21 protein-coding genes are annotated in these 24,424 nt (G+C 71.5%); 14 read left to right on the plus strand and 7 right to left on the minus strand.

Going from position 1 to position 24,424, the window contains the following annotated elements; translation table 11 throughout:
- Positions 1–41 precede the first annotated feature (41 nt).
- From EDD54_RS23625 to EDD54_RS02695, 3 genes are all read right to left on the minus strand, one after another.
- On the minus strand, positions 42–1,325 hold the full coding sequence (locus EDD54_RS23625) for a M23 family metallopeptidase (RefSeq protein ID WP_126536819.1): 1,284 nt from the start codon (positions 1,323–1,325) through the stop codon (positions 42–44).
- A gap of 100 nt (positions 1,326–1,425) precedes the next feature.
- Positions 1,426–2,271, minus strand: a complete 846-nt coding sequence (locus tag EDD54_RS02690) for a ferritin-like domain-containing protein (protein WP_208112140.1) — start codon at positions 2,269–2,271, stop codon at positions 1,426–1,428.
- Between the two features lie 10 nt (positions 2,272–2,281).
- Positions 2,282–2,743, minus strand: a complete 462-nt coding sequence (locus tag EDD54_RS02695) for a peroxiredoxin (RefSeq protein WP_126536815.1) — start codon at positions 2,741–2,743, stop codon at positions 2,282–2,284.
- 187 nt (positions 2,744–2,930) lie between these two features.
- Between EDD54_RS02695 and EDD54_RS02700 the strand changes: the two genes are divergently transcribed.
- Positions 2,931–6,164, plus strand: coding sequence for an AsmA-like C-terminal region-containing protein (locus tag EDD54_RS02700; protein ID WP_126536813.1), 3,234 nt, complete (start codon positions 2,931–2,933; stop codon positions 6,162–6,164).
- 657 nt (positions 6,165–6,821) lie between these two features.
- On the opposite strand, the gene EDD54_RS02710 is transcribed toward EDD54_RS02700, so the two are convergent.
- Both EDD54_RS02710 and tyrS read right to left on the minus strand, forming a co-directional pair.
- Positions 6,822–7,253, minus strand: coding sequence for a CHRD domain-containing protein (locus EDD54_RS02710; protein WP_126536811.1), 432 nt, complete (start codon positions 7,251–7,253; stop codon positions 6,822–6,824).
- Between the two features lie 543 nt (positions 7,254–7,796).
- Positions 7,797–9,050, minus strand: coding sequence for a tyrosine--tRNA ligase (gene tyrS, locus EDD54_RS02720; protein WP_126536809.1), 1,254 nt, complete (start codon positions 9,048–9,050; stop codon positions 7,797–7,799).
- 125 nt (positions 9,051–9,175) lie between these two features.
- On the opposite strand from tyrS, the gene EDD54_RS02725 reads away from it, so the two are divergent.
- Positions 9,176–10,324 (plus strand): anhydro-N-acetylmuramic acid kinase, encoded by a 1,149-nt coding sequence (locus EDD54_RS02725; RefSeq protein WP_126536807.1) that lies wholly within the window; start codon positions 9,176–9,178, stop codon positions 10,322–10,324.
- On the opposite strand, the gene EDD54_RS02730 is transcribed toward EDD54_RS02725, so the two are convergent.
- Positions 10,294–11,331, minus strand: a complete 1,038-nt coding sequence (locus EDD54_RS02730; protein WP_126536805.1) for a YeiH family protein — start codon at positions 11,329–11,331, stop codon at positions 10,294–10,296. The genes EDD54_RS02725 and EDD54_RS02730 overlap by 31 nt on opposite strands.
- Positions 11,332–11,431: 100 nt before the next feature.
- Between EDD54_RS02730 and EDD54_RS02735 the strand changes: the two genes are divergently transcribed.
- Positions 11,432–12,316 (plus strand): LysR substrate-binding domain-containing protein, encoded by an 885-nt coding sequence (locus EDD54_RS02735; RefSeq protein ID WP_208112141.1) that lies wholly within the window; start codon positions 11,432–11,434, stop codon positions 12,314–12,316.
- 63 nt (positions 12,317–12,379) lie between these two features.
- Here the strand turns inward: EDD54_RS02735 and EDD54_RS02740 are convergent, their stop codons facing one another.
- Entirely contained in the window at positions 12,380–13,033 is a 654-nt protein-coding gene (locus EDD54_RS02740) for an alpha/beta hydrolase (protein ID WP_126536801.1), read from the minus strand.
- A gap of 293 nt (positions 13,034–13,326) precedes the next feature.
- Between EDD54_RS02740 and EDD54_RS02745 the strand changes: the two genes are divergently transcribed.
- The 11 genes from EDD54_RS02745 (at position 13,327) to EDD54_RS02795 (ending at position 24,406) form a co-directional block, all read left to right on the plus strand.
- Complete coding sequence (locus EDD54_RS02745; protein WP_126536799.1) at positions 13,327–14,502, plus strand: cysteine desulfurase family protein; 1,176 nt, start codon at positions 13,327–13,329, stop codon at positions 14,500–14,502.
- A 59-nt stretch (positions 14,503–14,561) separates the two neighbouring features.
- A complete protein-coding gene (gene sufB, locus EDD54_RS02750) occupies positions 14,562–16,031 on the plus strand; it encodes a Fe-S cluster assembly protein SufB (RefSeq protein WP_126536797.1) in 1,470 nt (489 codons plus the stop codon).
- A gap of 4 nt (positions 16,032–16,035) precedes the next feature.
- A complete protein-coding gene (locus EDD54_RS02755) occupies positions 16,036–16,404 on the plus strand; it encodes a nucleotidyltransferase domain-containing protein (RefSeq protein WP_126536795.1) in 369 nt (122 codons plus the stop codon).
- Positions 16,401–16,823: a HEPN domain-containing protein gene (locus EDD54_RS02760; protein WP_126536793.1), complete on the plus strand. Its 423-nt coding sequence runs from the start codon at positions 16,401–16,403 to the stop codon at positions 16,821–16,823. Before EDD54_RS02755 ends, EDD54_RS02760 begins: the two co-directional genes overlap by 4 nt.
- A 3-nt stretch (positions 16,824–16,826) precedes the next feature.
- A complete protein-coding gene (gene sufC / locus EDD54_RS02765) occupies positions 16,827–17,576 on the plus strand; it encodes a Fe-S cluster assembly ATPase SufC (protein ID WP_126536791.1) in 750 nt (249 codons plus the stop codon).
- Positions 17,577–17,589: 13 nt separating this feature from the next.
- Positions 17,590–18,912: a Fe-S cluster assembly protein SufD gene (gene sufD, locus EDD54_RS02770; RefSeq protein WP_126536789.1), complete on the plus strand. Its 1,323-nt coding sequence runs from the start codon at positions 17,590–17,592 to the stop codon at positions 18,910–18,912.
- A 104-nt stretch (positions 18,913–19,016) separates the two neighbouring features.
- The gene (locus EDD54_RS02775; RefSeq protein WP_126536787.1) at positions 19,017–20,255 is read left to right on the plus strand and encodes a cysteine desulfurase; all 1,239 of its coding nucleotides are present in this window, start codon (positions 19,017–19,019) and stop codon (positions 20,253–20,255) included.
- Positions 20,252–20,647 (plus strand): SUF system Fe-S cluster assembly protein, encoded by a 396-nt coding sequence (locus tag EDD54_RS02780; protein WP_425374978.1) that lies wholly within the window; start codon positions 20,252–20,254, stop codon positions 20,645–20,647. Before EDD54_RS02775 ends, EDD54_RS02780 begins: the two co-directional genes overlap by 4 nt.
- A gap of 121 nt (positions 20,648–20,768) precedes the next feature.
- Complete coding sequence (gene sufA, locus EDD54_RS02785; RefSeq protein WP_126536786.1) at positions 20,769–21,149, plus strand: Fe-S cluster assembly scaffold SufA; 381 nt, start codon at positions 20,769–20,771, stop codon at positions 21,147–21,149.
- Positions 21,150–21,354: 205 nt separating this feature from the next.
- Positions 21,355–22,191: an EamA family transporter gene (locus tag EDD54_RS02790; protein WP_126536784.1), complete on the plus strand. Its 837-nt coding sequence runs from the start codon at positions 21,355–21,357 to the stop codon at positions 22,189–22,191.
- Positions 22,192–22,288: 97 nt separating this feature from the next.
- Entirely contained in the window at positions 22,289–24,406 is a 2,118-nt protein-coding gene (locus EDD54_RS02795; RefSeq protein WP_126536782.1) for an AbfB domain-containing protein, read from the plus strand.
- Positions 24,407–24,424 lie beyond the last annotated feature (18 nt).

Here is a 24,424-nt window from a genome sequence, read left to right on the forward strand (position 1 = left end):
CGGCCCACCGATCCGGATGACGTGTCGAGACCGTCCCGCCCCTACCGCAGGATGGCGCGGATGCGGTCGCCGGCCGAGAGGTAGGTCTCGGGGTTGACGGCGATGCCATTGACGCGGGTCTCGTAGTGCAGGTGCGGGCCCGTCGAGCGGCCGGTCGAGCCGACCTCGCCGATCACGGTGCCGCGGCGGACCTCCTGGCCGACCTCGACGTCGATCTGCGACAGGTGGGCGTAGCGGGTGGAAAGGCCGCGGCCGTGGTCGATCTCGACCATGTTGCCGTAGCCGCCGGTCGGGCCGGCGTTGACCACCCGGCCGGGCGCCGTCGCCTCGACGGCCTTTCCGGAGGGCGAGCGGAAGTCGATGCCGGCGTGGAAGGCGACCGAGCCGAGGAACGGATCGGTGCGCGAGCCGAAGTTCGAGGTGCGGTCGGCGCCCTCGATCGGCACCACCAGCGGCAGCCGTGCCACCGCCCCGCGGACCTTGCCGAGGGTGTCGAAGGCCTGGGAGGCGTCGGCCATGGCGGACGCCAGCGCCTCGGCGCTGCCGAGCGGCACGAAGGGCCCGCCGACGGCGTCGAGGGCGTCGGAGGCGTCCGCCTTTGTCGGCGCGGCGACCGCGAGCGTGACGCCGAGGCGGCCGACGACGCGGATGACCTCGTCGGCGCGCGCCTCGGCGGCGGCGGCGATGGTGCGGACCGTGCGGGCCTGCGCGGCGTCGAGGGCGGCGATCTCGGCACCGACGGCGGCGACGTCGACCTTGCCCTCCGAATCGGTCAGCGGCGCGGCGGAGCCGGTGACGATCGGATCGGCCTCGAGGCCACGGAAGGACGCGGCGGCCGATGCCTCGGCGCTCGGCGCGTAGCCGAGGGCGGCGGGGGCGGTCGAACCGGCGTCGGCGTGGTCGTCGTCACCGATCAGGCCGGAGGCGCGCGCCTTCTCGATCAGCTCGGACACCGCGCGCTGGCGGTCGCCGAGGCTGCGCTGGGCCGACAGCAGCCGCTCGACCTTCTCGTCGTAGGCGACCTGGTCGAGGATCTGCCGGCTGGCGATCTTGTCGATCTCGGCGCGCAGCGAGGCGATGCGGTCCTCGTAGGCCTGCTGGAGATCGGCGTTGCGGGCGAGCACCGTGTCGATCAGGTCGTCGCGGAAGACGAGATAGGCGGTGGCGCCGAGGAAGGCGACCGAGAGGGCGGCCCCGAGGGTCGCCACCGTCGCCGCCACCCACGGCCGGACCGTGAAGGTCCGCGTGGCGTCACCGCTGATGAGGACGATGCGGCGGACCGGGGCACGCTTGCGATACCGGTCCTCATCCCTGGCTCTGGCCATGATCCGCGCGACGCTCCCGATCACCCTGAACAGTTCTTGGGCAATTAGGAACCGTTAGGGTTAACGAAGGTTTAGCCGCATCGCGAAGTCTACGCCGCCGTCAGCCGGAAATGCGGGCGAGCGGTTTGTAGAAGCCCGGGGTCAGGCCGGCCTCGGCGCGGGCGCGGTCGTTGAACGGTGGCTTCAGCGCCCCGCGGAAACAGGTGCGGACCAGGGCGTGGAAGGTCGGTTCCGGGGCGCGGCGCTCGCGGTCGCACAGGAATCGGAACCATTTCGAGCCGAAGGCGACGTGGCGCTTCTCGTCGCGGTAGATCACGTCGAGGATGGCGGCGGTGTCGTCGTCGCCGTTGCGGCGGAGGTTGTCGGCCATGCCCGGCGTGACGTCGAGGCCGCGCGCCTCCAGCACCAGGGGAATCACCGCGAGGCGGGCGGTGAGGTCGTGGCCGGTCGATTCGGCCGCCTGCCAGAGGCCGTCGTGGGCCGGCAGGTCGCCGTAGGCGGCGCCGAGTTCGCCGAGGCGGCGGTCGAGCAGGCGGAAGTGCTTGGCCTCCTCGAGCCCGACCTGGACCCAGTCGTCGAAGAAGGAGCGCGGCACCTCGGCGTCGACGAAGCGGCCGACGAGGTCCCAGGTGAGGTCGACCGCGTTGAGCTCGATGTGGGCGAGGGCGTGGACCAGCGCGAGCTTGCCGGCTCCGGCCCCGCCGCCGCGGGTGCGCCGGGGCATCTCGCTCGGCGGCACCAGGATCGGCCGCTCCGGGCGCCCCGGCCGCGCCGGCATCGGCCGGCCGGTCAGGGCGGTGCCGCGGGCGAGGCGGCGGGCGAACCAGTCGTGCGCGGTGCGGTAGGCGAGGGCGGTCTTGGCCTCGAGGTCGGCGGTGGCGACGATGGCGCGCGCCCGTTCGTAGAGCGTCGCGCCGTCGGCCTCCGTCGGGCCCGGGTCGTCCACCGCGGTCACCTCAGAGCGCCTTGGCGGCGGCGAGCACGGCCTCGGCGTGGCCCGGCACCTTCACCTTGTGCCATGCCTTGGCGACCTTGCCGTCGCGCCCGATCAGGAAGGTGGAGCGCTCGACGCCCATGTAGGCGCGGCCGTACATCGACTTCTCGACCCACACCCCGTAGGCCTCGATCGCCTTGCGCTCCTCGTCGGCGCCGAGGACGACCTTGAGCTCGTGCTTGGCGCGGAATTTCTCGTGGCTCTTGACCCCGTCGGGCGAGATGCCGATCACCACCGCCCCGATCGCGTCGAATTCGTCGGCCAGACAGGAGAAGCCGATGGCCTCCTTGGTGCAGCCCGAGGTGTCGTCCTTCGGGTAGAAATAGACCACCACCGGCCGTCCGGCGAAGGCCGAGAGTGCGACGGTGCCGCCACCGTCGGTCGGGAGCGTGAAGTCGGGGGCGACGCTGCCTTCCGTGATCATGGTGTCCTTCGTCTCCTCGGGTGCCCGGGTCGTTCCGGCCGACGTCGCTTGTCGCACCGGCCGGAGGATCTACGCAAGCGAGGCGCGGGCGGATCCACGGCGCGGTGATGGCGCGGCGGGACGGCGATTGGTAGACTCGCCCATGCCGGATTGCACGGGTGGTTGGACGAGGAACCGGCGAGGCTGGATGGATTCCGAACACGACGACCTCGCGACCGCGGCCACGCCGGTGTCGCCGCGCCCCCGCCGGCGCGGCCGTCGCCTCGCTTGGACCGTCGTCGCATTGCTGGCGCTCCTCGTGGTCGGCGCCGGCGTCCTTGTGGCGCGCCTGCTCTCCGGGCCGATCTGGACCTCCGTCGGCACCGGCCGCGTCTCGGCCGAGGTGGCGGCGCGGCTCGGCCCCGGCGCGACGGCGGCCGTCGGCGTCGTCGGGCTGTCCCTGGACGAGACCTTCGCGCCGGTCGTCCATCTGCGCGACATTCACGTCGGCGTGCCCGAGTCGGGCACCGTCTCGATCGACACCCTCGAGATCGCCACCGTCTGGGGCGCGCTGACCGGCGGCGAGATTCGGCTGACGTCGATCGAGGCCGACCACGTGCTCGCCGACGTCACCGGCGGCGGCGGGGGACCGCCGCCGAGCGTGCCCGGCATCCTCGCCGCCCTCGACGGCGTGCTGCAGCAGACCGGCGTCGCCCACGCCGAGATCGATTCGCTGACGCTGCGCCGCCCCGGCGCCGACGGCGCGCCCGACACCATCCTCGACGCCGTCGCGGTCGACGCCGACGCCGCCGACGAGAGCGCGGTCACCGCCACGCTCGCCGGTGGCGGCGCCCGCGGCTCCTGGGCGATCACCGCCTCGATCGGCCCCGGCGACGACCGGGTGGCGCGGCGGATGACGCTGCGCACCCGCGGCCTCGACATCGCCGACGTCCAGGGCATGGCCGGCGACGACGCCCCCGCCTTCGGCGGCCCGGTGTCGCTGACCGGCACGGTCGGCATCGCCGCCGACGGCGCCGTGCTGGAGGCGCGCGGCGAGGTGGTGTTCGGGCCGGTCGAGCCCGCCGACGGCGGCGAGGCGCTGCTGCCGAACCAGAGCCGCGTCGGCATCACCTATGACGCCGACACCGGCACCATCGAGGTGGCGCCGTCGACCGTGCGCCTCGAGACCGCCCACGCCCTCGTCGGCGGCACCGTGCGGCCTCCGACCGCCGCCGACCGGCGTTGGACCTTCCGCCTCGCCGCGCGCGCCAGCGAGGACGACGGCACCAGCGCCGACGCCGTCACCGCCGGCAGCTACGATCCCGGCCAGCACCTGCTCTCGATCGACGAGTTCTCCGTCACCGGCGAAGGCACCCGCTTCGCCGCGGCGATGCGGCTGTCGCAGAGCGCGGGCGGCCTCGCCGGTGCCGTCTCCGGCGCCTTCGCCGAGATGCCGGTGGCGACGCTGAAGTCGATCTGGCCGCCGATGGTCGCCAAGGACGCGCGGCGCTGGGTGGTCGAGAACGTGGTCGCCGGCACGATTTCCGACGCCGCGGTCGACGTCACCGTCACGGCGGACGCGCTCTCGGCGACCGCGCGCACCGACGCGCGCGCCACCCTGGACTTCCGCTTCTCCGGCCTCGCCTTCCGCTCCTTCGACGACGGCCCCTTCATCCGCGACGCCGTCGGTACCGGCCGCTACGCCGACGACCGCTTCGAGATCGCGCTCGCCAGCGGCGTCGTCGACCTCGAGAACGGCCGGACGATGGCGATCGGTCCGGCCACCTTCACGGTGCCACTCGTTTCCAAGGACCCGCCCGACGGCGCCGTGCGCGTCCATCTCGAGGGCGACGGCCCGGCGACGCTGGCGCTGTGGAAACGGCTGCCGCTCGGCGACGGCGCCGCGCTCGACCTCGCCCCGGAGGACGTCGCCGGCCGGGCGGTCGCCGACGTCGACCTGACGCTGCCGCTGGTGCGGGACCTGCGCGCCGACCAGGTCACCTACCAGGGCCGGATCGCGCTCTCCGATGTCGATCTCGCCAAACCGATCGAGGGCCGGGCGCTCCGCGACGGCCAGCTGACCGTCGACGTCGGCGGCGGCGTCGCGCGGATCCATGGCAAGGCCATGGTCGACGGCGTTTCCGCCGACATCGACCTCTCCGAACCGCTCGACGCCGGCAAGCCCGGCTCCTCGGTGGTCCGGATGACGCTCGACGCCGCGGCGCGGCGCAAGCTCGGCCTGCCGTTCCCGGAGATGGTGTCGGGGGTGGTCGACGTCGCCGTCGAGACCGTGCCGTCGGATGGCGGCGCGCGCCGCCGCAAGATCTCGGTCGACCTCGCCAAGGCGGCGGTCGACCTGCCGGCCGTCGGCTTCGCCAAGCCGAAGGGCAAGCCGGGGACGCTGGTGTTCACGCTGGTGGAGGCGCGCGGCGGCACCGAGATCGACGACCTCGCGTTCCGCGCCGGGCCGGCCGCGGTCGAGGGCTCGATCCTGCTCGACGGCGACGGCGAGGTGCAGCGCGGCGTGCTCTCGACGCTGCGCTTCGCCGCCGGCGACGATCTCTCGATGAAACTCTCCCGCCGCGACGGCCGGCTCGTCGCCACCGTGGCCGGGCGTTCCCTCGACGGCCGCGCCCTGATCCGCCGCCAGCTGAAGGCCGGCGACGACGCCGGCGGCGACGAGGGCTCCGGCGGCGGGCCGGACCTCGACCTCGACGTCTCGATCGACGCCGTCACCGGCTTCGGCGACGAGCGGCTCTCGGGCGTCAACCTCTCCGCCCGCCTCGCCGGCGGCAGCGTCCGGGCGCTGTCGGTGACCGCCCAGACCGCCGGCGGCGGCGCCACCTCGGCGACGCTGACCCCGTTCGAGGCCGGCCGGCGCATCAGCGTCGAGGTCGGCGAGGTCGGCCGCGTGCTGCGGTTCCTCGACGTCTACGGCCGGGTCTTCGGCGGCCGCGCCACGGTCACCGGCTCGATCGACGACGCCGGCGTGCTGCGCGCCTCCCTCGACGGCTCGCGCTGGCGCATCGTCGAGGAACCGGCGCTGGCGCGGCTGTCGACGGCGGCGCAGGACGGCCCGACCGAAGGCTTGTCGACCGCCGACATCGGCCGCCTCCTCGCCGACATCACCTTCGCCGACGGTCGGCTCGGCATCGAGGACGGCGTCGTGCGTGCCGCCAGCGCCGGCCTGTCGCTGCAGGGCGACGTCGACTTCCGCCGCGACGTGCTCAGCCTCGGCGGCACCTACCTGCCGGCGAGCAGCCTCGACAGCCTGATCGGCAAGATCCCGCTCCTCGGCCAGACCGTCTTCGCCGGCGGCCGCGCCGGTCTCCTCGGCGTCTCCTTCCGCCTCACCGGCCCCCTCGACGACCCGAAACTCGGCGTCAACCCGCTGAGCGTGATCGCGCCGGGGATATTCAGGAAGCTGTTCGAGTTGAGGTGAAGGGGACGGTCGGCCGTCGGGCTTCGGCAGTAGGCAGTCGGGCTTCGGCAGTCGGCAGTAGGGCCTCGCGACGGTGATGCTCGGCGCGACACTCGCGTCCAGGCGCGCGATCGTTCTGCACACGCCCCTCGTCCGGCACGGAACCCCATCGCCCTCGGTTCCCGCCCGATTGGCACGGAAGCCCGCCGTTCTCTCTCCCCCCTCGAGGGGGAGAGTTGGAGAGAGGGGTGAGCGACACGTCCGCCGGTGCGGCGGTGGAGGCCGCGCACACCCCTCTCCCTGACCCTCCCCCACAAGGGGGGAGGGAACATGTCGAGGGGATGGACGGCGCAGTGCGAGTGCGGGATGCCTTCACTGCCGACTGCCGACTGCCGACTGCCGACTGCCGACTGCCGACTGCCGACTGCCGACTGCCGACTGCCGACTGCCGACTGCCGACTGCCGACTGCCGACTGCCGACTGCCGACTGCCGACTGCCGACTGCCGACTGCCGACTGCCGACTGCCGACTGCCGACTGCCGACTGCCGACTGCCGACTGCCGACTGCCGACTGCCGACCGCCGACCGCCGACTGCCGACTTCACACCGGCTGCAGTAGCCCGCGCGTCCGGCGATCGAGCGGCGGCCCCGTCGCGGAGCCGCCGGCCGAAGATCTGATCAGAACAGCTGACCGCGAATGGCCCCTTCGGGGAACTTCGTCGTGTGCAGGTTGACGTAGTACCGCTGCGGGTGCTCGAAGATCTCCTTCACGAGATTGCTGTCGACCACCGCGAGGCAACCCGACGCTGCCCCGGGATTGCCCGCGGTCGGCGGCGTCAGGGCGATCGCCACGTCGCCGTTGGCGCCGGCGATGCCCTTGTGGATGTGGAGCTCGGTCGGCGTGTCGAGGCCGAAGACCGTCACGCCCCAGCAGATCGTATTGTTGTTCACCTTGGTCAGGGTCGCCGTGCCGTGGCCCTTCACACTGCCGGCCAGCCCCACCTGATAGGCGCCGACCATGACCGCGAAGGCGTCGTCGGCAAGGGCCAGGGTCGGCGAAATCAGCAGCAGGACGGTCGCCGCCGCGGCGGCCTTCAATGTCGAAGTCATAGTGCCCCCCTCAAAATCAAATCCGGCCGAATGTGACGCGGACGGGCCGTAAACTTTGCGTAGTTTGCGGTGCCGTCAGGGAGGAATTACGGCGGAAAAGTGTCCGAGATGGAAAGTCGTTCTCGAATTCGTGGTAAGTATGCATGACGCAAGTCGAAGCGAGCCGAATTTGTGCTTGTTCTGTTTGGATTTCAACCCCGCGACTGGGCGCTTGCAAAGAAATTCAGCGTCGCGCCGTGCATCGCGCTCCAGACGGACGGAGTTCGCGCGTCACTGCGCCGTCGTGACCTTGCTTCTGACGGGGGGGGAAGCGGCCACGTGCCGGACGACGCGACGTTGGAAGTGTCGCGCACCCCGCTCCCCAACTCTCCCCACGAGGAGGAGGGGAGACGCCGAGGAGGTGGACAGCGTAACGCAGCGGAATACCTTCACTGCCGACTGCCGACTGCCGACTGCCGACTGCCGACTGCCGACTGCCGACTGCCGACTGCCGACTGCCGACTGCCGACTGCCGACCGCCCAAGCCCGACTGCCTTTCCCCCGTCACACCGGCTTCAGCAGCACGTGCTTCTTGCGGCCGAGCGAGAGCTTGATCGCGCCGACGTCCGAGAGGTCGGCGAGGCCGAGGACGCGCTTGGGGTCGGTCACGGTCTCGTCGTTGACCTTGAGGCCACCACCGTCGACCGAGCGGCGCGCTTCGCCGTTGGAGGCGGCGAGGCCGGCGCGGACGAAGGCGGCGAGGACGCCGAGGCCGGCCTCGAGCTCGGCGCGCGGGATCTCCACCGTGGGCAGGTCGGCGGCGAGGGCGCCTTCCTCGAAGGTGCGGCGCGCGGTCTCGGCCGCCGCGTCGGCGGCCTCGCGGCCGTGCAGCATGGCGGTGACCTCGGTGGCGAGCAGCTTCTTGGCCTCGTTGATCTCGGCACCGCCGAGGGCGGCGAGGCGGGCGACCTCGGTGAGCGGCAGCGTGGTGTAGAGCTTCAGGAAGCGTTCGACGTCGGCGTCCTCGGTGTTGCGCCAGAACTGCCAGAACTCGTAGGGGCTGGTCAGCTCGGCGTTGAGCCAGACCGCGCCTGCCGCGGTCTTGCCCATCTTGGCACCGGAGGCGGTGGTGAGCAGCGGCGAGGTCAGCGCGAACAGCTGGGGCGTGCCCATCTTGTGGCCGAGGTCGATGCCGTTGACGATGTTGCCCCACTGGTCGGAGCCGCCCATCTGCAGCACGCAGCCGGTGCGCCGGGCGAGCTCGACGAAGTCGTAGCCCTGCAGGATCATGTAGTTGAATTCGAGGAAGGACAGCGACTGCTCGCGGTCGAGCCGGAGCTTGACGCTTTCGAAGGACAGCATCCGGTTGACCGAGAAGTGGCGGCCCACGTCGCGCAGGAACTCGACGTAGTTGAGCTTCAACAGCCAGTCGGCGTTGTTGATCATCATGGCGTCGGTCGGGCCGTCGCCGTAGGCGAGGTAGCGGGCGAACACCCGGCGGATGCCGGCCATGTTCTCTTCGATCGCCTCGACCGTCAGCAGCTTGCGCGCCTCGTCCTTGAACGAGGGATCGCCGATCATGGTGGTGCCGCCGCCCATCAGCGAGATCGGCCGGTGGCCGGTCCGCTGCATCCAGTGCAGCATCATGATCTGGATCAGCGAGCCGACGTGAAGGCTGGTCGCCGTCGCGTCGAAGCCGATATAGGCCGTGATCGGACCCTTCACGCAGGCGGCGTCGAGACCCTCCGGGTCCGAGATCTGGTGAATGAACCCGCGCTCGTCGAGCGTGCGCAGGAAGTCCGACTTGAAGGCTCTCATGTCCCCGTTTCCTCGGTGTTTACCACGCCCCGCGCAGGCTCGCGCGGCGGAGCGGCGCTTCCTAGCAGGAAAGCGCCGCCTTGGCATCCCGTGACGGTACGGTTTCGCGGCGAGGGAGACGGACGATGACGGGTGCCGGTCCGGTCTGGGCGCTCGGCCTGATGAGCGGCACCTCGCTCGACGGGGTCGACGCCGCGCTGCTCGACACCGACGGCGAGACGATCGCCGGCATCGGCCCCACCCTGTTCAGACCTTACGGGGCTGACGAGCGCGCCGTGCTCCGCCGCGCCCTCGCCGACGCGCGCGGCCTCGACGACCGCCGCGCCCGTCCGGGCGCGCTGGCCGAGGCCGAGCGGATCGTCACCGACACCCACGCCGAGGCCGTGCGCGACCTCGTCGCCGCCGCGGCGGAGGCCGGGATCGCGCCACAGGTGGTCGGCTTCCACGGCCAGACCGTGTTCCACGCCCCGGCGCGGCGGCTGACCGTGCAGATCGGCGACGCCGGCCGGCTCGCGGCCGCCTGCGGTCTGCGGGTCGTCCACGACTTCCGCGCCGCCGACGTCGCGGCAGGCGGGCAGGGAGCGCCGCTGGTGCCGATCTTCCACCGGGCGCTCGCCGCCCGCGCCGGCCTGTCGCTGCCCGCCGCCGTGCTCAACGTCGGCGGTGTCGCCAACGTCACCCTGATCGGCGCCGACGGCAGGCTCGCCGCCTTCGACACCGGCCCCGGCAACGCCCTGATCGACGACGCCGTGCTCGCCGCCACCGGGCGGCCCTACGACGACGGCGGTGCGATCGCCGCGTCCGGCCGGGTCGACGGGACGGCGCTGGCGGCCCTCCTCGCCCATCCCTATTTCGCGGCGCCGCCGCCGAAGTCGCTCGACCGCGACGCCTTCGACGTCGGCCCGGTGGCCGCCCTCCCGTTCGCCGACAAGGTGGCGACGTTGACCGCCTTCACCGCGGCCGCGGTCGCGGCGGGCCTGCGGCTCGCCGGCGCGCCGGCCGCGACGGTGGTGGTGGTCGGCGGCGGGGCGCGCAACCGGAAGCTGCTCGCCATGCTCGCCGCCCGCACCGGCGCGACAGTGGTGCCGGCCGGCGACGCCGGCTTCGACGGCGACTTCGTCGAGGCCCAGGCCTTCGCGCACCTCGCGGTCCGCCGCCTCCGCGGCCTGCCGGCGACCTTCCCGGGAACGACGGGCGTGCCGGCCCCTACCGTCGGCGGCGACGTGGCGACGCCGGAGGGCGCTCACAGCCCGACGCCGAGCACCAGTCCATAGGCGGCGAGCGCGAGCAGGGAAAGCGAGAGCGCCGCCGCCGCGACGACGCGCACACCGGCCCGCGCCAGCATCCGGACGTCGACGCCGAGGCCGAGCGCGGCCATGGCGAGCACGGTCGCGGTGCGGGCGACGACGTCGATGGGAGCGATCGCGGCGTCCGGCACCAGTCCGGCGGCGCGGCAGGCCGCGGTGGCGGCGAAGCCGAGCACGAACCAGGGCAGCAGCGGCGGCCGCGACGCGGCGCCGGCCGAGGGCGCGCGGCCGGGGCGGACGAGCGAGAGCGCGAGGCAGACCGGCCCCAGCATGGCGACGCGCACCAGCTTCACCACCATGCCGATCTGCACCGCGATCGCTCCGAACGGCGCGGCCGCCGCCGCGACCTGCGGCACCGCGTAGACGGTGAGGCCGGCGAGGACGCCGAAGCCGGCGCGGTCGAGGCCGACGGCGAGGCCGGCCAGCGGTAGCAGCACCATCACCGCGATGCCGAGCGCGGCGGTGAAGGCGATCGAGACGGCGACGTCGTCGGCGTCGGCCGCGATCACCGGCGCCACCGCGGCGATCGCCGAGTTGCCGCAGATGGCGTTGCCGCAGGCGACCAGCAGGGCCATCCGGGCCGGCAGGCGCAGCAGCCGGCCGATCGCGAAGCCGGCGGCGATCGCCGCCACCACCAGCGCCGCGACGCCGGCGACCAGCGCGGGTCCCGCCGTCGCCAGGGCGGCCGGGTCGATGGCGGCGCCGAGCAGCGCGACCGCGACCTCGAGCAGACCTCGGCGGGCGAAGCCGACACCGGCTTGCCAGCGTGGGCCCGGAGCCCAGGCGGTCCGGACGACGGCGCCGCAGAGGATGGCGAGCACCAGCGCCTCGACCCAGGTGCGCCCGAACACGAGCCGCTGCCCGGTCTCGACGGCGACGGCCGCCGCGCCGACCGCGGCGCAGAGCGCGAGGCCGGGAGCGAAGTCGCGGAGGGCGGCGAGCGGACGACGGTGGACAAGGGCGGGAACGGGCATGGCGACCTCCGACGCTCGGACCCTAGGGGCGCCCGATCGATCTTTCCAACGCGACGTTCATGTGATTTCAATCGGAAGAATCGATCGATCGAGGCGCGCGGTGACGCTGGAGCAGCTCAGGATTTTCGTCGCCGTGGCCGAGCGGCAGCACGTCACCGCCGCGGCGCGGGCGCTGGCGATGACGCAGTCGGCGGCGTCGGCCGCGATCGCGGCGCTCGAGGAGCGCCACGACGTCCGGCTTTTCGACCGGGTCGGGCGGCGCATCGAACTGACCGACTCCGGCCGGCTGTTCCTCGACGAGGCCCGCGCCGTGCTGGCGCGCGCGGCGGCGGCCGAACGGGCGCTCGACGATCTCGGCAGCCTGCGTCGCGGGCGCCTCCGCCTCGTCGCCAGCCAGACCACGGCGGCCTACTGGCTGCCGCCGGTGCTCGCCGCCTTCCACGACCGCCATCCCGGCGTCGCCGTCGAGGTCGCGATCGGCAACACGCGGCGCGCGGCCGACCTCGTGCTCGCCGGCGAGGCGGACTTCGGCGTGGTCGAGGGCGTCGTCGACGATCCCGCGCTCGTCGTCCGCCCGCTCGGCCGCGACACGCTGGTGGTGGTGCAGGCGACGCCGCACCGGGGCGGACCGGTGGACGGGGCGTGGCTGCGGGCGGCGCGCTGGGTCACCCGCGAGCCCGGCTCCGGCACCCGCTCGGCCTTCGACGCCGCGCTCGGCCGGTTGGGCCTGGCACCGGACGATCTGACGGTGGCGCTGGTGCTGCCCTCCAACGAGGCGGTCCGCACCGCCGTCGAGGCCGGGGCGGGCGTCGCCGCGCTGTCGTCGCTGGTGGTGGGGCCGGCGCTCGCCGCCGGCACGCTGCACCGGTTGCCGCTCGATCTCGGTCCGCGGCCCTTCTTCGGCCTCGGCCACCGCGAGCGCTACCGCAGCCGCGCCTGCGACGCGCTGCTGGCGCTGATCGCCGAGCGGGAGGGTGGGGGCTGAAAACGCGAAAGGCCGGGCGGAGGCCCGGCCTTTCGGAGCGGTGTCGTCACGACGACGCGAGCGTCACTCGGCGTCGGCCATCGCCAGACGGCGGTCGAGATAGCCGCCGCAGGTGTCGATCAGCTCGTCCACCTTCTGGTCGAAGAAGTGGTTGGCGCCCTCGATCACCTTCTGGTCGATGACGATGCCCTTCTGGGTCTTCAGCTTGTCGACCAGCGCCTGGACGTCCTTGGTCGGGACGACCTTGTCGACGTCGCCGTGGACGATCAGGCCCGACGACGGGCAGGGGGCGAGGAAGGAGAAGTCGTGCAGGTTGGCCGGCGGCGCGATCGAGATGAAACCCTCGATCTCCGGGCGGCGCATCAGGAGCTGCATGCCGATCCAGGCGCCGAAGGAGAAGCCGGCGACCCAGCAGGACCGCGCGTCCGGGTGAATGGTCTGCACCCAGTCGAGCGCCGAGGCGGCGTCGGAGAGCTCGCCGGCGCCGTGGTCGAACTGGCCCTGGCTGCGCCCGACGCCGCGGAAATTGAACCGCAGGACCGCGAAGCCGCGCTCCTTGAACATGTAGAACAACCGGTAGATCACCTGGTTGTTCATCGTGCCGCCGAACTGCGGGTGCGGATGCAGGATCATCGCGATCGGCGCGTTGCGGCCCTTGGCGGGCTGGAAGCGCCCCTCGATGCGGCCGGCAGGGCCGTTGAAGATCACCTCGGGCATCGGACCTCTTCGTTTTCCGGGCGTTGATCGGGGGACGGCGGCATACGGTGTAATGCTTAGCCGCCCTTGACGGAGCACCGCCCGAGCCGGTAGTTTGTTTAGAACAATTCGAAACTGAACCCGTCGGGAACGGGTTCGCCGCTCGCGTCTGCACTGGCCTGCCGCCGGGTCCGCCGTCAAGGAAAATCGGTGGTCCGCGGGCTCGCCCGGGCCGGCATCCGGGCTAAGATGTGGGGTGCGCCGCGCCGATGTCGAGGCCGGCGCCCGTCGCTGCCACCCGCGGAACGGAGCCGATGGCCGAGGAACGCCTCTACATGGACTGGAACGCCGGCGCACCCGCGCGGCCGTCCGTGCGCGCCCTCGTCGCCGACCTCCTGACGCGGACCGGCAACCCGTCGTCCGTCCACGCCGAGGGTAGGGCCGCCCGGGCCGCCGTCGAGGCGGCGCGGCGCGAGATCGCGGCGCTGGTCGGCGCGGAGGCCAAGGGCGTAACCTTCACCTCCGGCGGCACCGAGGCGTCGGTCACCGTGCTCGCGCCGGACTGGACCCTGTTCGGCCGGCCGCACCGCTTCGACCGCCTGCTGGTCTCCGCCGTCGAGCATCCCTCCGTCGCCCGCGGCGGCCGCTTCCCGGCCGATCGGGTCGAGACGGTGCCCGTGGACGGCGACGGCGTCGTCGACCTCGGCGCGCTCGACCGCCGGCTCGGCGAGATCGCGGCCGCGGGCGAGCGGGCGATCGTCTCGGTGATGCTCGCCAACAACGAGACCGGCGCCGTCCAGCCCGTCGCCGAGGTCGCCCGCGTCGGCCGCGCCCACGGCGCGCTGGTCCACGCGGACGCGGTGCAGGCCGCCGGCCGGATGGCCGTCGACCTAGCGGGCCTCGGCGTCGACGTACTGACGCTGTCGGCCCACAAGATCGGCGGCATCCAGGGTGCGGGCGCGATCGTGCGCGGGGCGCACGGCTTCGCCTTCCCGCCGCTGCTGACCGGCGGCGGACAGGAAGGCTTCGCGCGCGCCGGCACCGAGAGCGTCGCCGCGATCGCCGCCTTCGGGCTCGCCGCCCGCGAGGCGCTCGCCGAGATCGCGGAGATGCCCGCCGTCGCCGCCCGCCGGGACCGCATCGAGGCGGCGATCCGGGCGGCGGCGCCGTCGGCGGCGATCTTCGCGGCGGGAGCGGCGCGGCTCCCGAACACCACGGCCTTCGCGATTCCCGGCCTTCCCGCCGAGACCGCGCTGATCGCCTTCGACCTTGCCGGCATCGCGCTCTCCGCCGGCTCGGCCTGTTCGTCCGGCAAGGTGCGCCCGAGCGGCGTGCTGACGGCGATGGGCGTGCCGGAGGCCCTCGCCAAGGGCGGCCTGCGCGTCTCGATCGGCCCGACGACCGACGACGCCGACGTCGACCGTTTCGCCGCGACATTCGCCCGGATCAACGCCGACATGACCAAAAGGCACGGGACGAAGGTCGCCTGAGTACCTATATGAACGTCTCAATTCCCACGGTCCTTGAAACCGCGCGGATGGAGTGGAAGATGCCTGCAGTCCAGGAAACCATCGAACAGGTGTCGGCGCTCGACGTCGACAAGTACAAGTACGGGTTCACCACGGAGATCGAGTCCGATCTCGCGCCCAAGGGCCTCGACGAGGGCACCGTCCGCTTCATCTCGGCCAAGAAGGGCGAGCCGGAGTGGCTGACCGAATGGCGCCTCGAGGCGTTCCGCCGCTGGCAGACGATGACCGAGCCGACCTGGGCGCGCGTCGACCATCCGCCGATCGACTTCCAGGACCTGCACTATTACGCCGCGCCGAAGAAGACCGCCGGGCCGAAGAGCCTCGACGAGGTCGACCCCGAGCTGCTGCGCACCTACGAGAAGCTCGGCATCCCGCTGCGCGAGCAGGAGCTCCTCGCCGGCGTCGAGCGGCCGCGCGTCGCGGTCGACGCGGTGTTCGACAGCGTCTCGGTCGTGACGACCTTCAAGGCGGAACTCGCCAAGCACGGCGTCATCTTCTGCTCGCTGTCGGAGGCGGTGCGCGAGCATCCCGAGCTGGTGCGCAAGTACCTCGGCACGGTGGTGCCCGTCACCGACAACTTCTACGCGACGCTGAACAGCGCCGTGTTCTCCGACGGCTCGTTCGTCTACGTGCCGAAGGGCGTGCGCTGCCCGATGGAGCTGTCGACCTACTTCCGCATCAACGAGAAGAAGACCGGCCAGTTCGAGCGTACCCTGATCATCGCGGACGAGGGCGCCTACGTCTCCTATCTCGAGGGCTGCACCGCCCCGAGCCGCGACGAGAACCAGCTGCACGCCGCCGTCGTTGAGTTGGTCGCGCTCGACGACGCCGAGATCAAGTACTCGACCGTCCAGAACTGGTACCCCGGCGACGCCGAGGGCAAGGGCGGCGTCTACAACTTCGTGACCAAGCGCGGCGACTGCCGCGGCCGCAACTCGAAGATCTCGTGGACGCAGGTCGAGACCGGCTCGGCGATCACCTGGAAGTACCCGAGCTGCATCCTGCGGGGCGACAATTCGCGCGGCGAGTTCTACTCGATCGCGATCTCGAACGGCCGCCAGCAGGTCGACAGCGGCACCAAGATGATCCACCTCGGCAAGAACACCACGTCGAAGATCATCTCCAAGGGCATCTCGGCGGGCCGGTCGAGCAACACCTACCGCGGCCTCGTCCAGGTCGGGCGCAAGGCCTCGGGAGCGCGCAACTTCACCAACTGCGACTCGCTTCTGATCGGCAACAAGTGCGGCGCGCACACGGTGCCCTACATCGAGAGCAAGAACGCCTCGGCGGTGGTGGAGCACGAGGCGACCACCTCGAAGATCTCCGACGACCAGCTGTTCTACTGCCTCCAGCGCGGCCTGCCGCCGGAGGAGGCGATCGCCCTGATCGTCAACGGCTTCGTCAAGGAGGTGCTCCAGCAGTTGCCGATGGAGTTCATGGTGGAGAGCCAGAAGCTCATCGGCATCAGCCTGGAAGGTTCGGTGGGGTGATGCGATGGAAGCGGCCCCCGCGACCGACCACGTCAACCACGGGATCTACGGCTCGGAGGAGGAGGCGCTCCAGGGCCTGATCGATCATCTGGTGGCGGCGGCGGATCCGGAAGCCATCTGGCTGTTCGGAAGCAGAGCGCAACGCAATCACCGCCCGGACAGCGACTTCGACCTTCTCGTCGTCGCCAAGCCGGGCGCGCCCTGGGGCAGCGACGACTACGAATTCATCTACAGGGCGACGAGCGGGACGCGCATCGGATGCGACGTCGTGCCCGTCGGCCACGATGACTTCGAAGAGGCGGCGACACTTCACACGACGTTGGTCTCGATCGTCGTGGACGAGGGTCGGAAGATCTACGAGGCGCGCTCGTGACCGCCGACTCCCTTCGTCTGAAGCGCATCAGGTCGTTCGTGACCCTGGCCGGGCGGGAACTCAGGGCCGCCGAACTCCTGGCCGCGGAGTTGCCCGCCGAGGCGACGTTTCAGGCGCAGCAGTCGGTCGAGAAGCTGCTTCGTGCCGTCATCGAAGCCGAGGACAAGAGAGCCGGCACCACGCACGACATTCGTCAACTCGCCGATCTGATCGGCTCCCAGCACGCACTTCGTCAATCCTTCCTGGCGCTCGAAGATCTGAGTTCCGCGGCGACCCGCTACCGATACCCGTCGGGCTCGGGCGGTCTCGCGGCCCCTCCGACTTCCGACGAACTCCGGACCACGCTGGCCGCGATCAGGTCGCTCACGATCGACGTGATCCGCTTCCTCGAAACGCGCCAGCTCATCTCGAAAGGCTGAACCATGCTCGAAATCCGTAACCTGCACGCCCGCATCGGCGACCGCGAGATCCTGCGCGGCATCGACCTCACCGTGAAGCCCGGCGAGGTGCACGCCATCATGGGGCCGAACGGCTCCGGCAAGTCGACGCTGTCCTACATCCTCGCCGGCAAGGACGACTACGAGGTCACCGAGGGCGACATCCTGCTCGACGGCGAGTCGATCCTCGAGATGGAGCCGAACGAGCGCGCCACCGCCGGCCTGTTCCTCGCCTTCCAGTATCCGATCGAGATCCCCGGTGTCGCCTCGATGACCTTCCTGCGCGCGGCCCTCAACGCCAAGCGCAAGGCCAACGGCGAGGCCGAGATCTCGACGCCGGACTTCATGCGCGTGGTCAAGGAGGCCGCCGGCCGGCTGAACATCTCGTCCGAGATGCTGAAGCGCCCGGTCAACGTCGGCTTCTCCGGCGGCGAGAAGAAGCGCAACGAGGCGCTGCAGATGGCGCTGCTCCAGCCGAAGATCGCCATCCTCGACGAGACCGATTCCGGCCTCGACATCGACGCGCTCAAGGTGGTGGCCGAGGCCGTCAACGCGCTCCGCTCGCCCGACCGTGCCTTCGTGGTGATCACCCACTACCAGCGCCTGCTCGACCACATCGTGCCGGACATCGTGCACGTGCTCTCGGCCGGCCGCATCGTGCGCACCGGCGGCCCGGAACTCGCCCACGAGCTCGAGAAGAACGGCTACGCGGCCTATGTCCAGGACGCGGCGTGAGGACATGAGCGACATGGTCAGCCCCACCCCCCTGCGCACCCCGGCCGAGGACGCGCTCCTGAAGCGCTTCCCCGCCGAGAAGGACGCGCTGCCCGGCGCTCCGGCGATCGCCGCCGCCCGCGAGGCCGCGTGGGCCGGCTTCGCCGCCGCCGGCCTGCCGCACCGCCGCGTCGAGGACTGGAAGTACACGGACCTGCGCGCCAACCTGCGCTCGATCGCCCCGGCCGCCGGCCCGGCCGACCTCGGCCGCGTCCGCGCGCTCGCGGAGGCGGTGCCGGGCGACGGCGCCCGCCGGATCGTGGTCGCCAACGGGCGCGTGGTCGCCGAGCTCTCCGATCTCGCCGACCTGCCGGCCGGCGTCACGGTCTCCCCGCTCGCCGACGCGCTCGCCGCCGGCGACGGTGCCGTGCTCGACCTGCTGCCCGAGGCGGCCGACAACGCCGCCGTCCGCCTCAACACCGCCTTCGCCACCGACGGCGTGGTGATCCGCGTCGCGGACGGCGTGGTGCTCGACCGCCCGTTCGAGATCGCGCACGTGGTCGCCGGCGCGGCCGCCGTCGCCACCGCGGTGCGCAACGTGGTCGTGGTCGGCGCCGGCGCGAAGGCGACGGTGATCGAGACGGTGGAGGCGACCGCCGCCGCCGCGCACCAGACCAACGTGGTGACGGCGCTCGTCGTCGGCGACGACGCCCACGTCGACCACATCCGCCTGCAGATCGAGCCGGTGGAGGCGCTGAGCCTCACCACCGTGTCGGCGACGATCGGCGCGCGGGCGACGCTGCACACGTTCAACGCCGCGCTCGGCGGCGCCGTGGCGCGCGCGCAGGTCTACGCCCGCTTCGCCGGCAAGGGCGCCACCGGCGGCTTCCGCGGCATCACCATGCTGTCCGGCCGCCGCCACGGCGACACCACGCTCGTCGTCACCCACGACGCCGAGGCCTGCGAGAGCCGCGAGCTCTACAAGGCGGTGATCGACGACGAGGCGCGCTCGGTGTTCCAGGGCCGCATCAACGTGCCGGCGCACGCCCAGAAGACCGACGCCCGGATGATGACCGCCTCGCTGCTCCTCTCCGAGGGCGCCGAGGCGAACGCCAAGCCCGAGCTCGAGATCTTCGCGGACGACGTCCAGTGCGGCCACGGCGCCACCTGCGGCGCGCTCGACGACGACCTGCTCTTCTACCTCCTCGCCCGCGGCATCCCGCGCGTCGAGGCGGAGAAGATGCTGATCCTCGCCTTCCTCGGCGAGGCGATCGACGAGATCGAGAACGAGGCCGTCCACGACGCCCTGATCCACCGGGTCGAGGCGTGGCTGGAACGGCGCACGCAGGGCGCCTGAACGTCGAGCTCTTTCCGGTCGGGGCACGGAGCCCCGACCGCCCCGCGGTCGACCCTCCCCACGAGGGGCCGGGTCGGAGACCGCCCGACCGTCCGGGATCAACGATGAACGGCGAGACCCCCCATTCCTACGACGTCGAAGCCGTCCGGCGCGACTTTCCGATCCTGTCGCGGACGGTCTACGGCAAGCCGCTGGTCTATCTCGACAACGGCGCCTCGGCACAGAAGCCGCGGGCGGTGATCGAGCGGATCACCCGGGCCTACGAGGAGGAATACGCCAACGTCCACCGCGGGCTCCACTTCCTCTCGAACGCGGCGACGGAAGCCTATGAGGAAGCGCGCGAAATCGTCCGGCGCTTCATCAACGCACCGTCGGTCGACGAGGTGATCTTCACCCGCTCGTCGACCGAGGCGATCAACCTCGTGGCAGCGTCCTGGGGCGGGGCGAACCTCGAGGAGGGCGACGAGGTGGTGCTCTCGATCCTCGAGCACCATTCCAACATCGTGCCGTGGAACTTCCACCGCGAGAAGAAGGGCGTGGTGATCAAGTGGGCGCCGATCCTCGAGGACGGCACCTTCGACCTCGAGGCCTTCGAGGCGCTGATCGGCCCGCGCACCAAGCTGGTCGCCATCACCCACATGTCGAACGTCACCGGCACGATCGTGCCGATCGCCGACGTGGTGCGGATCGCCCATTCGCGCGGCGTCAAGGTGATGGTGGACGGCAGCCAGGGCGCCGTGCACCTGCCGGTCGACGTCCGGGCGCTCGGCTGCGACTTCTACGTCTTCACCGGCCACAAGGTCTACGGCCCCACCGGCATCGGCGTGTTGTGGGCGCGGCGCGAACTGCTCGAGGCGATGCCGCCGTGGCAGGGCGGCGGCGAGATGATCCTCGAGGTCACCGAGGACTTCGTGACCTACAACGAGCCGCCGCACCGCTTCGAGGCGGGCACGCCGCCGATCGTGCAGGCGATCGGGCTCGGCGCGGCGCTCGCCTACATGGAGAGCCTCGGCCGCGAGGCCATCCTCGCCCACGAGGAGGACCTGCGCGACTACGCCATGGCCCGGCTTTCGGAGATGAACTCCATCCGCATCTTCGGCACCACGCGGGAGAAGGGCGCCATCGTCGCCTTCGAGATGAAGGGCGCGCACGCTCACGATGTCGCGACCATCATCGACCGCTCTGGCGTCGCGGTGCGCGCGGGCACACATTGTGCGATGCCGTTGCTGTCGCGCTTCGGCGTGACGTCCACCTGCCGCGCGTCCTTCGCGCTCTACAACACGAGGGCCGAGGTCGACGCGCTGGTGGCGGCGCTGCGCAAGGCCGAGACCATGTTCCGATGAGGTCCGACATGAACGAGCAGGCGACGACGGCGGAGACGACGCCGAACGCCGCGGCGGTGGCCGGATCGGCCATCCCCGCGGACGAACTGGCCCGCGTCACCGACGACATCATCCAGGCCCTGAAGACGGTCTACGACCCGGAGATCCCGGCCGACATCTACGAACTCGGCCTCGTCTACAAGATCGACATCGACGACGACCGCTTCGTCTCGATCGACATGACGCTGACCGCCCCTGGCTGCCCGGTCGCCGGCGAGATGCCGGGCTGGGTCGAGAACGCCGTCGGCGCCGTCGCCGGCATCACCGGCGTCAAGGTCTCGATGGTGTTCGATCCGCCGTGGACGCCGGACCGGATGAGCGAAGAAGCGCAGGTGGCGTTGAATTGGTATTGATGTGACGGCAGTCGGCAGTCGGGCTTCGGCAGTCGGTTGCCCCAGCGGACGGCGCGGCTGCAACCGCGTCCGACTGCCGAAGCCCGAAGCCCGACTGCCGCACCCTCCAGGAGTTCCCCACATGGCCATTGCCAGACGCAAGCTCACCGTGATGTCCGTCACCGAGGCGGCGGCGGAGCGGGTGCGCGAGATCATCGAGAACGCCGACGAACCCGTGGCGGGCGTCCGGGTCGGCGTCAAGAACGGCGGCTGCGCCGGGATGAGCTACACCATGGACCTCGCCCGCGAGGCGCCTGCGGGCGACGAGCGGATCGACGAGCACGGCGTCACCGTGTTCGTGGAGCCCAAGGCCGTGCTGTTCCTGCTCGGCACCGAGATGGACTTCGAGCGCACCACGCTGAAGACCGGCTTCGTCTTCCGCAATCCGAACCAGGTGAGTGCCTGCGGCTGCGGCGAGAGCGTGTCGCTGAAGCCGGCGGACCCCGAGGCGATCGGGGCCTGATACCGAGCCCGCGAGTTCCGACCCGTGGTCGGAGCACTGCGGGCGAGAAGCGCCCGACCCGGCGCCGGCCGAAAGGCCGAGACCGGTATGAGACGGGCGGGGCGGCGCGAGCGGCGGGCGGGCGCGAAATGCACCCGCATCCGATGGCCCCGGCGCCGTCATGGAACTGTCACGTGCGGGGGAATCCGCATAAGGTCGCGGCATCATGTCCGCTGCCGTCCTCCTCGCCGTCATCGTCGCCGCCGCGCTCCACGCCACCTGGAACGCCATCCTCAAGGCGGCCGCCGACAAGTCGTTCGGCTCGGTGCTGGTGGCGGCGACGGCGTCGGTGATCGCGGCCGTGCTGCTGCCGTTCCTGCCGCAGCCGGCGCCGGAGAGCTGGCCGTTCATCGCCGCTTCCTGCCTCTGCCAGACCGCCTATTTCACGCTGCTCGCCTTCGCCTACCGCCTCGGCGACATGAGCCAGACCTACCCGCTGATGCGCGGCACCGCGCCGCTGATCGTGGCGCTGGCGTCGGGACCGCTGGTCGGCGAGGCGCTGGCGCTCGGCGAATGGATCGGCCTCGCCACCATTTCCGCCGGGGTGATCGGCCTGTCGCTGATCGGGCGGATGAACGCCTCCGGCCGCGCCACCGTGTTCGCGCTCCTCAACGCGCTCGTCATCGCCGCCTATACCCTGATCGACGGCCTCGGCGTGCGCCGGTCCGGCGCGCCGATCGCCTACACGCTGTGGGTCGTGTTGATCCCGGCCTTTCCCTTGGTGGCCTGGGCGCTCTGGCGCCGTGGCGGCGCCTTCGTCGGCTATGCCCGCCGCAACCTCGGCCTCGGCTTCGTCGGCGGCTTCTCGACCATGACGTCCTACGGGCTGGCGCTGTGGGCGATGACCCACGCGCCGGTGGCCGTGGTGGCGGCGCTGCGCGAGACGTCGATCATCTTCGCCACCGCCATCTCCGCCTTCGTGCTCAAGGAACGGATCGGCGCCGGCAAGCTCGCCGTCACCGCGGCGATCGCCATGGGTGCCATCGTGTTGAGATTGGCGTGAAACCTTTCGACGTTAAGGTAAAAGCAAGCGTGCGATAGATAAAATCCGAATTGTTTTGTATCGAACGCTACCGATCACCCCAGTCACGGGAAGCGTCATGCGTTCATACGATCTGGTGGCCGCCGCCGCGGTGCTCGCCGGCGGCATTTCCGCCGCCCATGCCGACGTCGCGATCCCGCAGACGGCCGACCCGCTGCTCGCCAACCTCGCCATTCCCGCCGACGCCCCGCAGAAGGGGATGTGGTCGAAGGTGTCGGACTGGCCGCTGATCGGCCTGCACCTCGCGCTGATGCCGAGCGGCGTGGTGATGAGCTACGGCACCCCGCTCGGCAACGGCGTCCAGGACGGCCGCACCTTCGACATCTGGACGCCCGAGGCGGGCCTCGGCGCCGGATCGCACTACACTTTCCCGAACGCGCAGCAGGTCGACAGCTTCTGCAGCGCGGCGACCTATCTCACCACCGGCGCGATGCTGATCACCGGCGGCAACACGCCGGCGTCGGGCTATTCGGCGATGGCGAGCACCCGCTTCGACGCGGCGACGCTGTCGGCGACAAAGCTCGCCGCCGACCTCTCGGCGCCGCGCTGGTACGGCAGCATGATCACGCTCGCCGACGGCCGCGCCCTGGTGGTCGGTGGCGGCAAGCCCTACGAGGTCGGCGCCTACGGCGATCCCGCCGCCGCCGAGCGCGACGGCAAGGTCTCGACCACGCCCGAGGTCTACACCGAGGGCGCCGGCTGGAAGCGGCTCGACGGTGCCAAGAGCTCGGACGCCTTCGGCGCCACCAACAACAGGTGGTGGTATCCGCGCCTCTGGGTCGCGCCGGACGGCAAGGTGTTCGGCATCTCGAGCGACCGCACCTGGAAGCTCGATCCGGCCGGCAACGGCGCGATCTCGCAGGTGCAGACCTTCAAGTCCGGCCCGAGCGAGAGCACCCGGCCGAACATCGGTCCGACCTCGACCGCCGTGATGTACGCCCCCGGCAAGATCCTCCAGGTCGGCGGCAACGGCCTCGCCAACGGCTACGCCTCGTCGTCGTCGAAGGCGGCGACGGTGTTCGACATCAACGGCGCCCAGCCGGTCGTGACCGAGACCGCGCCGATGACCAACGCGCGCCAGTGGGCCAACGCCACCGTGCTGCCGAACGGCACCGTCGCGGTCACCGGCGGCACCCGCTATGCCGACACCGCCGGCGACAATGCCGTCTACGACACCGAAATCTGGTCGCCCGCGACCGGCCGCTGGACCCTCGGCGCCAAGTCGGCGGTCTACCGCGGCTACCACTCGGCGGTGATCCTGCTGCCGAACGGCGCGCTGCTCTCCACCGGCGGCGGCGTCCCCGGCCCGGTCAACAACTTCAACGCCGAAATCTACTATCCGCCCTACCTGTTCCGGGCGTCCGGCAACGGCGCAGTGCTGGCGACGCGGCCGACGATCACGGCGATGAGCGGGCTGTCGCTCGCCTATGGCGCGGCGTTCACCATCACCTCGCCCGAAGCCGCCAGCGTGACCTCCGGCGTGCTGATCGGCCTGTCGTCGACCACCCACAGCTTCAACAGCTCGCAGCGGCTGATCCCGCTGTCCGGCTCGCGCAACGGCACCGTGCTCACCACTCGGGCGCCGGCGTCGGCGGCGATCGCCCCGCCGGGCTACTACCTGCTCCACATCCTGAACGGTTCGGGCGTGCCGTCCCGCGGCGTGATCGTCTCGATCGGCCTCGCCAACCAGGCCAAGCCCGGCACCCCGGCGACCACCGTGCCGACCCTGCCGCTCGACGGCGCTTGGCGCTCGCTGGTGCCGACCAACTTCCCGACCTACCGCGTCCGCCACGCGGGCTATCTCGCCGGCATCTCGGCGATCGGCTCCACCTCGTCGGCGGTCGACAAGCTCGACTCCGCCTTCGCCATCCGCAAGGGCCTCGGCGACGCCGCCTGCTACTCCTTCGAGTCGCGCAACTTCCCGGGCTACTTCCTGCGTCACCAGAACTACCGTCTGCGCCTCGATCGCAATCCCGGTGCCGGTGACGCCGGCTATGCCGCCGACGCCACCTTCTGCGCCCGCCGCGGCATGACCGGCACGGACATCTCGCTCGAGGCGAAGAACTACCCGGGCTATTTCCTGCGCCACCGCAACTACGAGGTCTGGCTCGACCGCTTCGACGGCACCCCGGGCTTCAAGGCGGACTCGACCTTCTCGCTGGCGCCGGCCCTTTGAGGGCGGGATGACGACGGC

Origin of the sequence: Oharaeibacter diazotrophicus (genome assembly GCF_004362745.1) — a bacterium.
GTDB lineage: Bacteria > Pseudomonadota > Alphaproteobacteria > Rhizobiales > Pleomorphomonadaceae > Oharaeibacter > Oharaeibacter diazotrophicus.

What these genes read in the sequence shown, in the direction of transcription:
- EDD54_RS23625 (WP_126536819.1), bottom strand. Translation starts at nt 1,325, where the DNA reads ATGGCCAGAGCCAGGGATGAGGACCGGTATCGCAAGCGTGCCCCGGTC.
- EDD54_RS02695 (WP_126536815.1), bottom strand. Translation starts at nt 2,743, where the DNA reads ATGATCACGGAAGGCAGCGTCGCCCCCGACTTCACGCTCCCGACCGAC.
- EDD54_RS02700 (WP_126536813.1), top strand. Translation starts at nt 2,931, where the DNA reads ATGGATTCCGAACACGACGACCTCGCGACCGCGGCCACGCCGGTGTCG.
- EDD54_RS02710 (WP_126536811.1), bottom strand. Translation starts at nt 7,253, where the DNA reads ATGACTTCGACATTGAAGGCCGCCGCGGCGGCGACCGTCCTGCTGCTG.
- tyrS (WP_126536809.1), bottom strand. Translation starts at nt 9,050, where the DNA reads ATGAGAGCCTTCAAGTCGGACTTCCTGCGCACGCTCGACGAGCGCGGG.
- EDD54_RS02725 (WP_126536807.1), top strand. Translation starts at nt 9,176, where the DNA reads ATGACGGGTGCCGGTCCGGTCTGGGCGCTCGGCCTGATGAGCGGCACC.
- EDD54_RS02730 (WP_126536805.1), bottom strand. Translation starts at nt 11,331, where the DNA reads ATGCCCGTTCCCGCCCTTGTCCACCGTCGTCCGCTCGCCGCCCTCCGC.
- EDD54_RS02740 (WP_126536801.1), bottom strand. Translation starts at nt 13,033, where the DNA reads ATGCCCGAGGTGATCTTCAACGGCCCTGCCGGCCGCATCGAGGGGCGC.
- EDD54_RS02745 (WP_126536799.1), top strand. Translation starts at nt 13,327, where the DNA reads ATGGCCGAGGAACGCCTCTACATGGACTGGAACGCCGGCGCACCCGCG.
- sufB (WP_126536797.1), top strand. Translation starts at nt 14,562, where the DNA reads ATGCCTGCAGTCCAGGAAACCATCGAACAGGTGTCGGCGCTCGACGTC.
- EDD54_RS02755 (WP_126536795.1), top strand. Translation starts at nt 16,036, where the DNA reads ATGGAAGCGGCCCCCGCGACCGACCACGTCAACCACGGGATCTACGGC.
- sufC (WP_126536791.1), top strand. Translation starts at nt 16,827, where the DNA reads ATGCTCGAAATCCGTAACCTGCACGCCCGCATCGGCGACCGCGAGATC.
- sufD (WP_126536789.1), top strand. Translation starts at nt 17,590, where the DNA reads ATGGTCAGCCCCACCCCCCTGCGCACCCCGGCCGAGGACGCGCTCCTG.
- EDD54_RS02775 (WP_126536787.1), top strand. Translation starts at nt 19,017, where the DNA reads ATGAACGGCGAGACCCCCCATTCCTACGACGTCGAAGCCGTCCGGCGC.
- EDD54_RS02780 (WP_425374978.1), top strand. Translation starts at nt 20,252, where the DNA reads ATGAGGTCCGACATGAACGAGCAGGCGACGACGGCGGAGACGACGCCG.
- sufA (WP_126536786.1), top strand. Translation starts at nt 20,769, where the DNA reads ATGGCCATTGCCAGACGCAAGCTCACCGTGATGTCCGTCACCGAGGCG.
- EDD54_RS02790 (WP_126536784.1), top strand. Translation starts at nt 21,355, where the DNA reads ATGTCCGCTGCCGTCCTCCTCGCCGTCATCGTCGCCGCCGCGCTCCAC.
- EDD54_RS02795 (WP_126536782.1), top strand. Translation starts at nt 22,289, where the DNA reads ATGCGTTCATACGATCTGGTGGCCGCCGCCGCGGTGCTCGCCGGCGGC.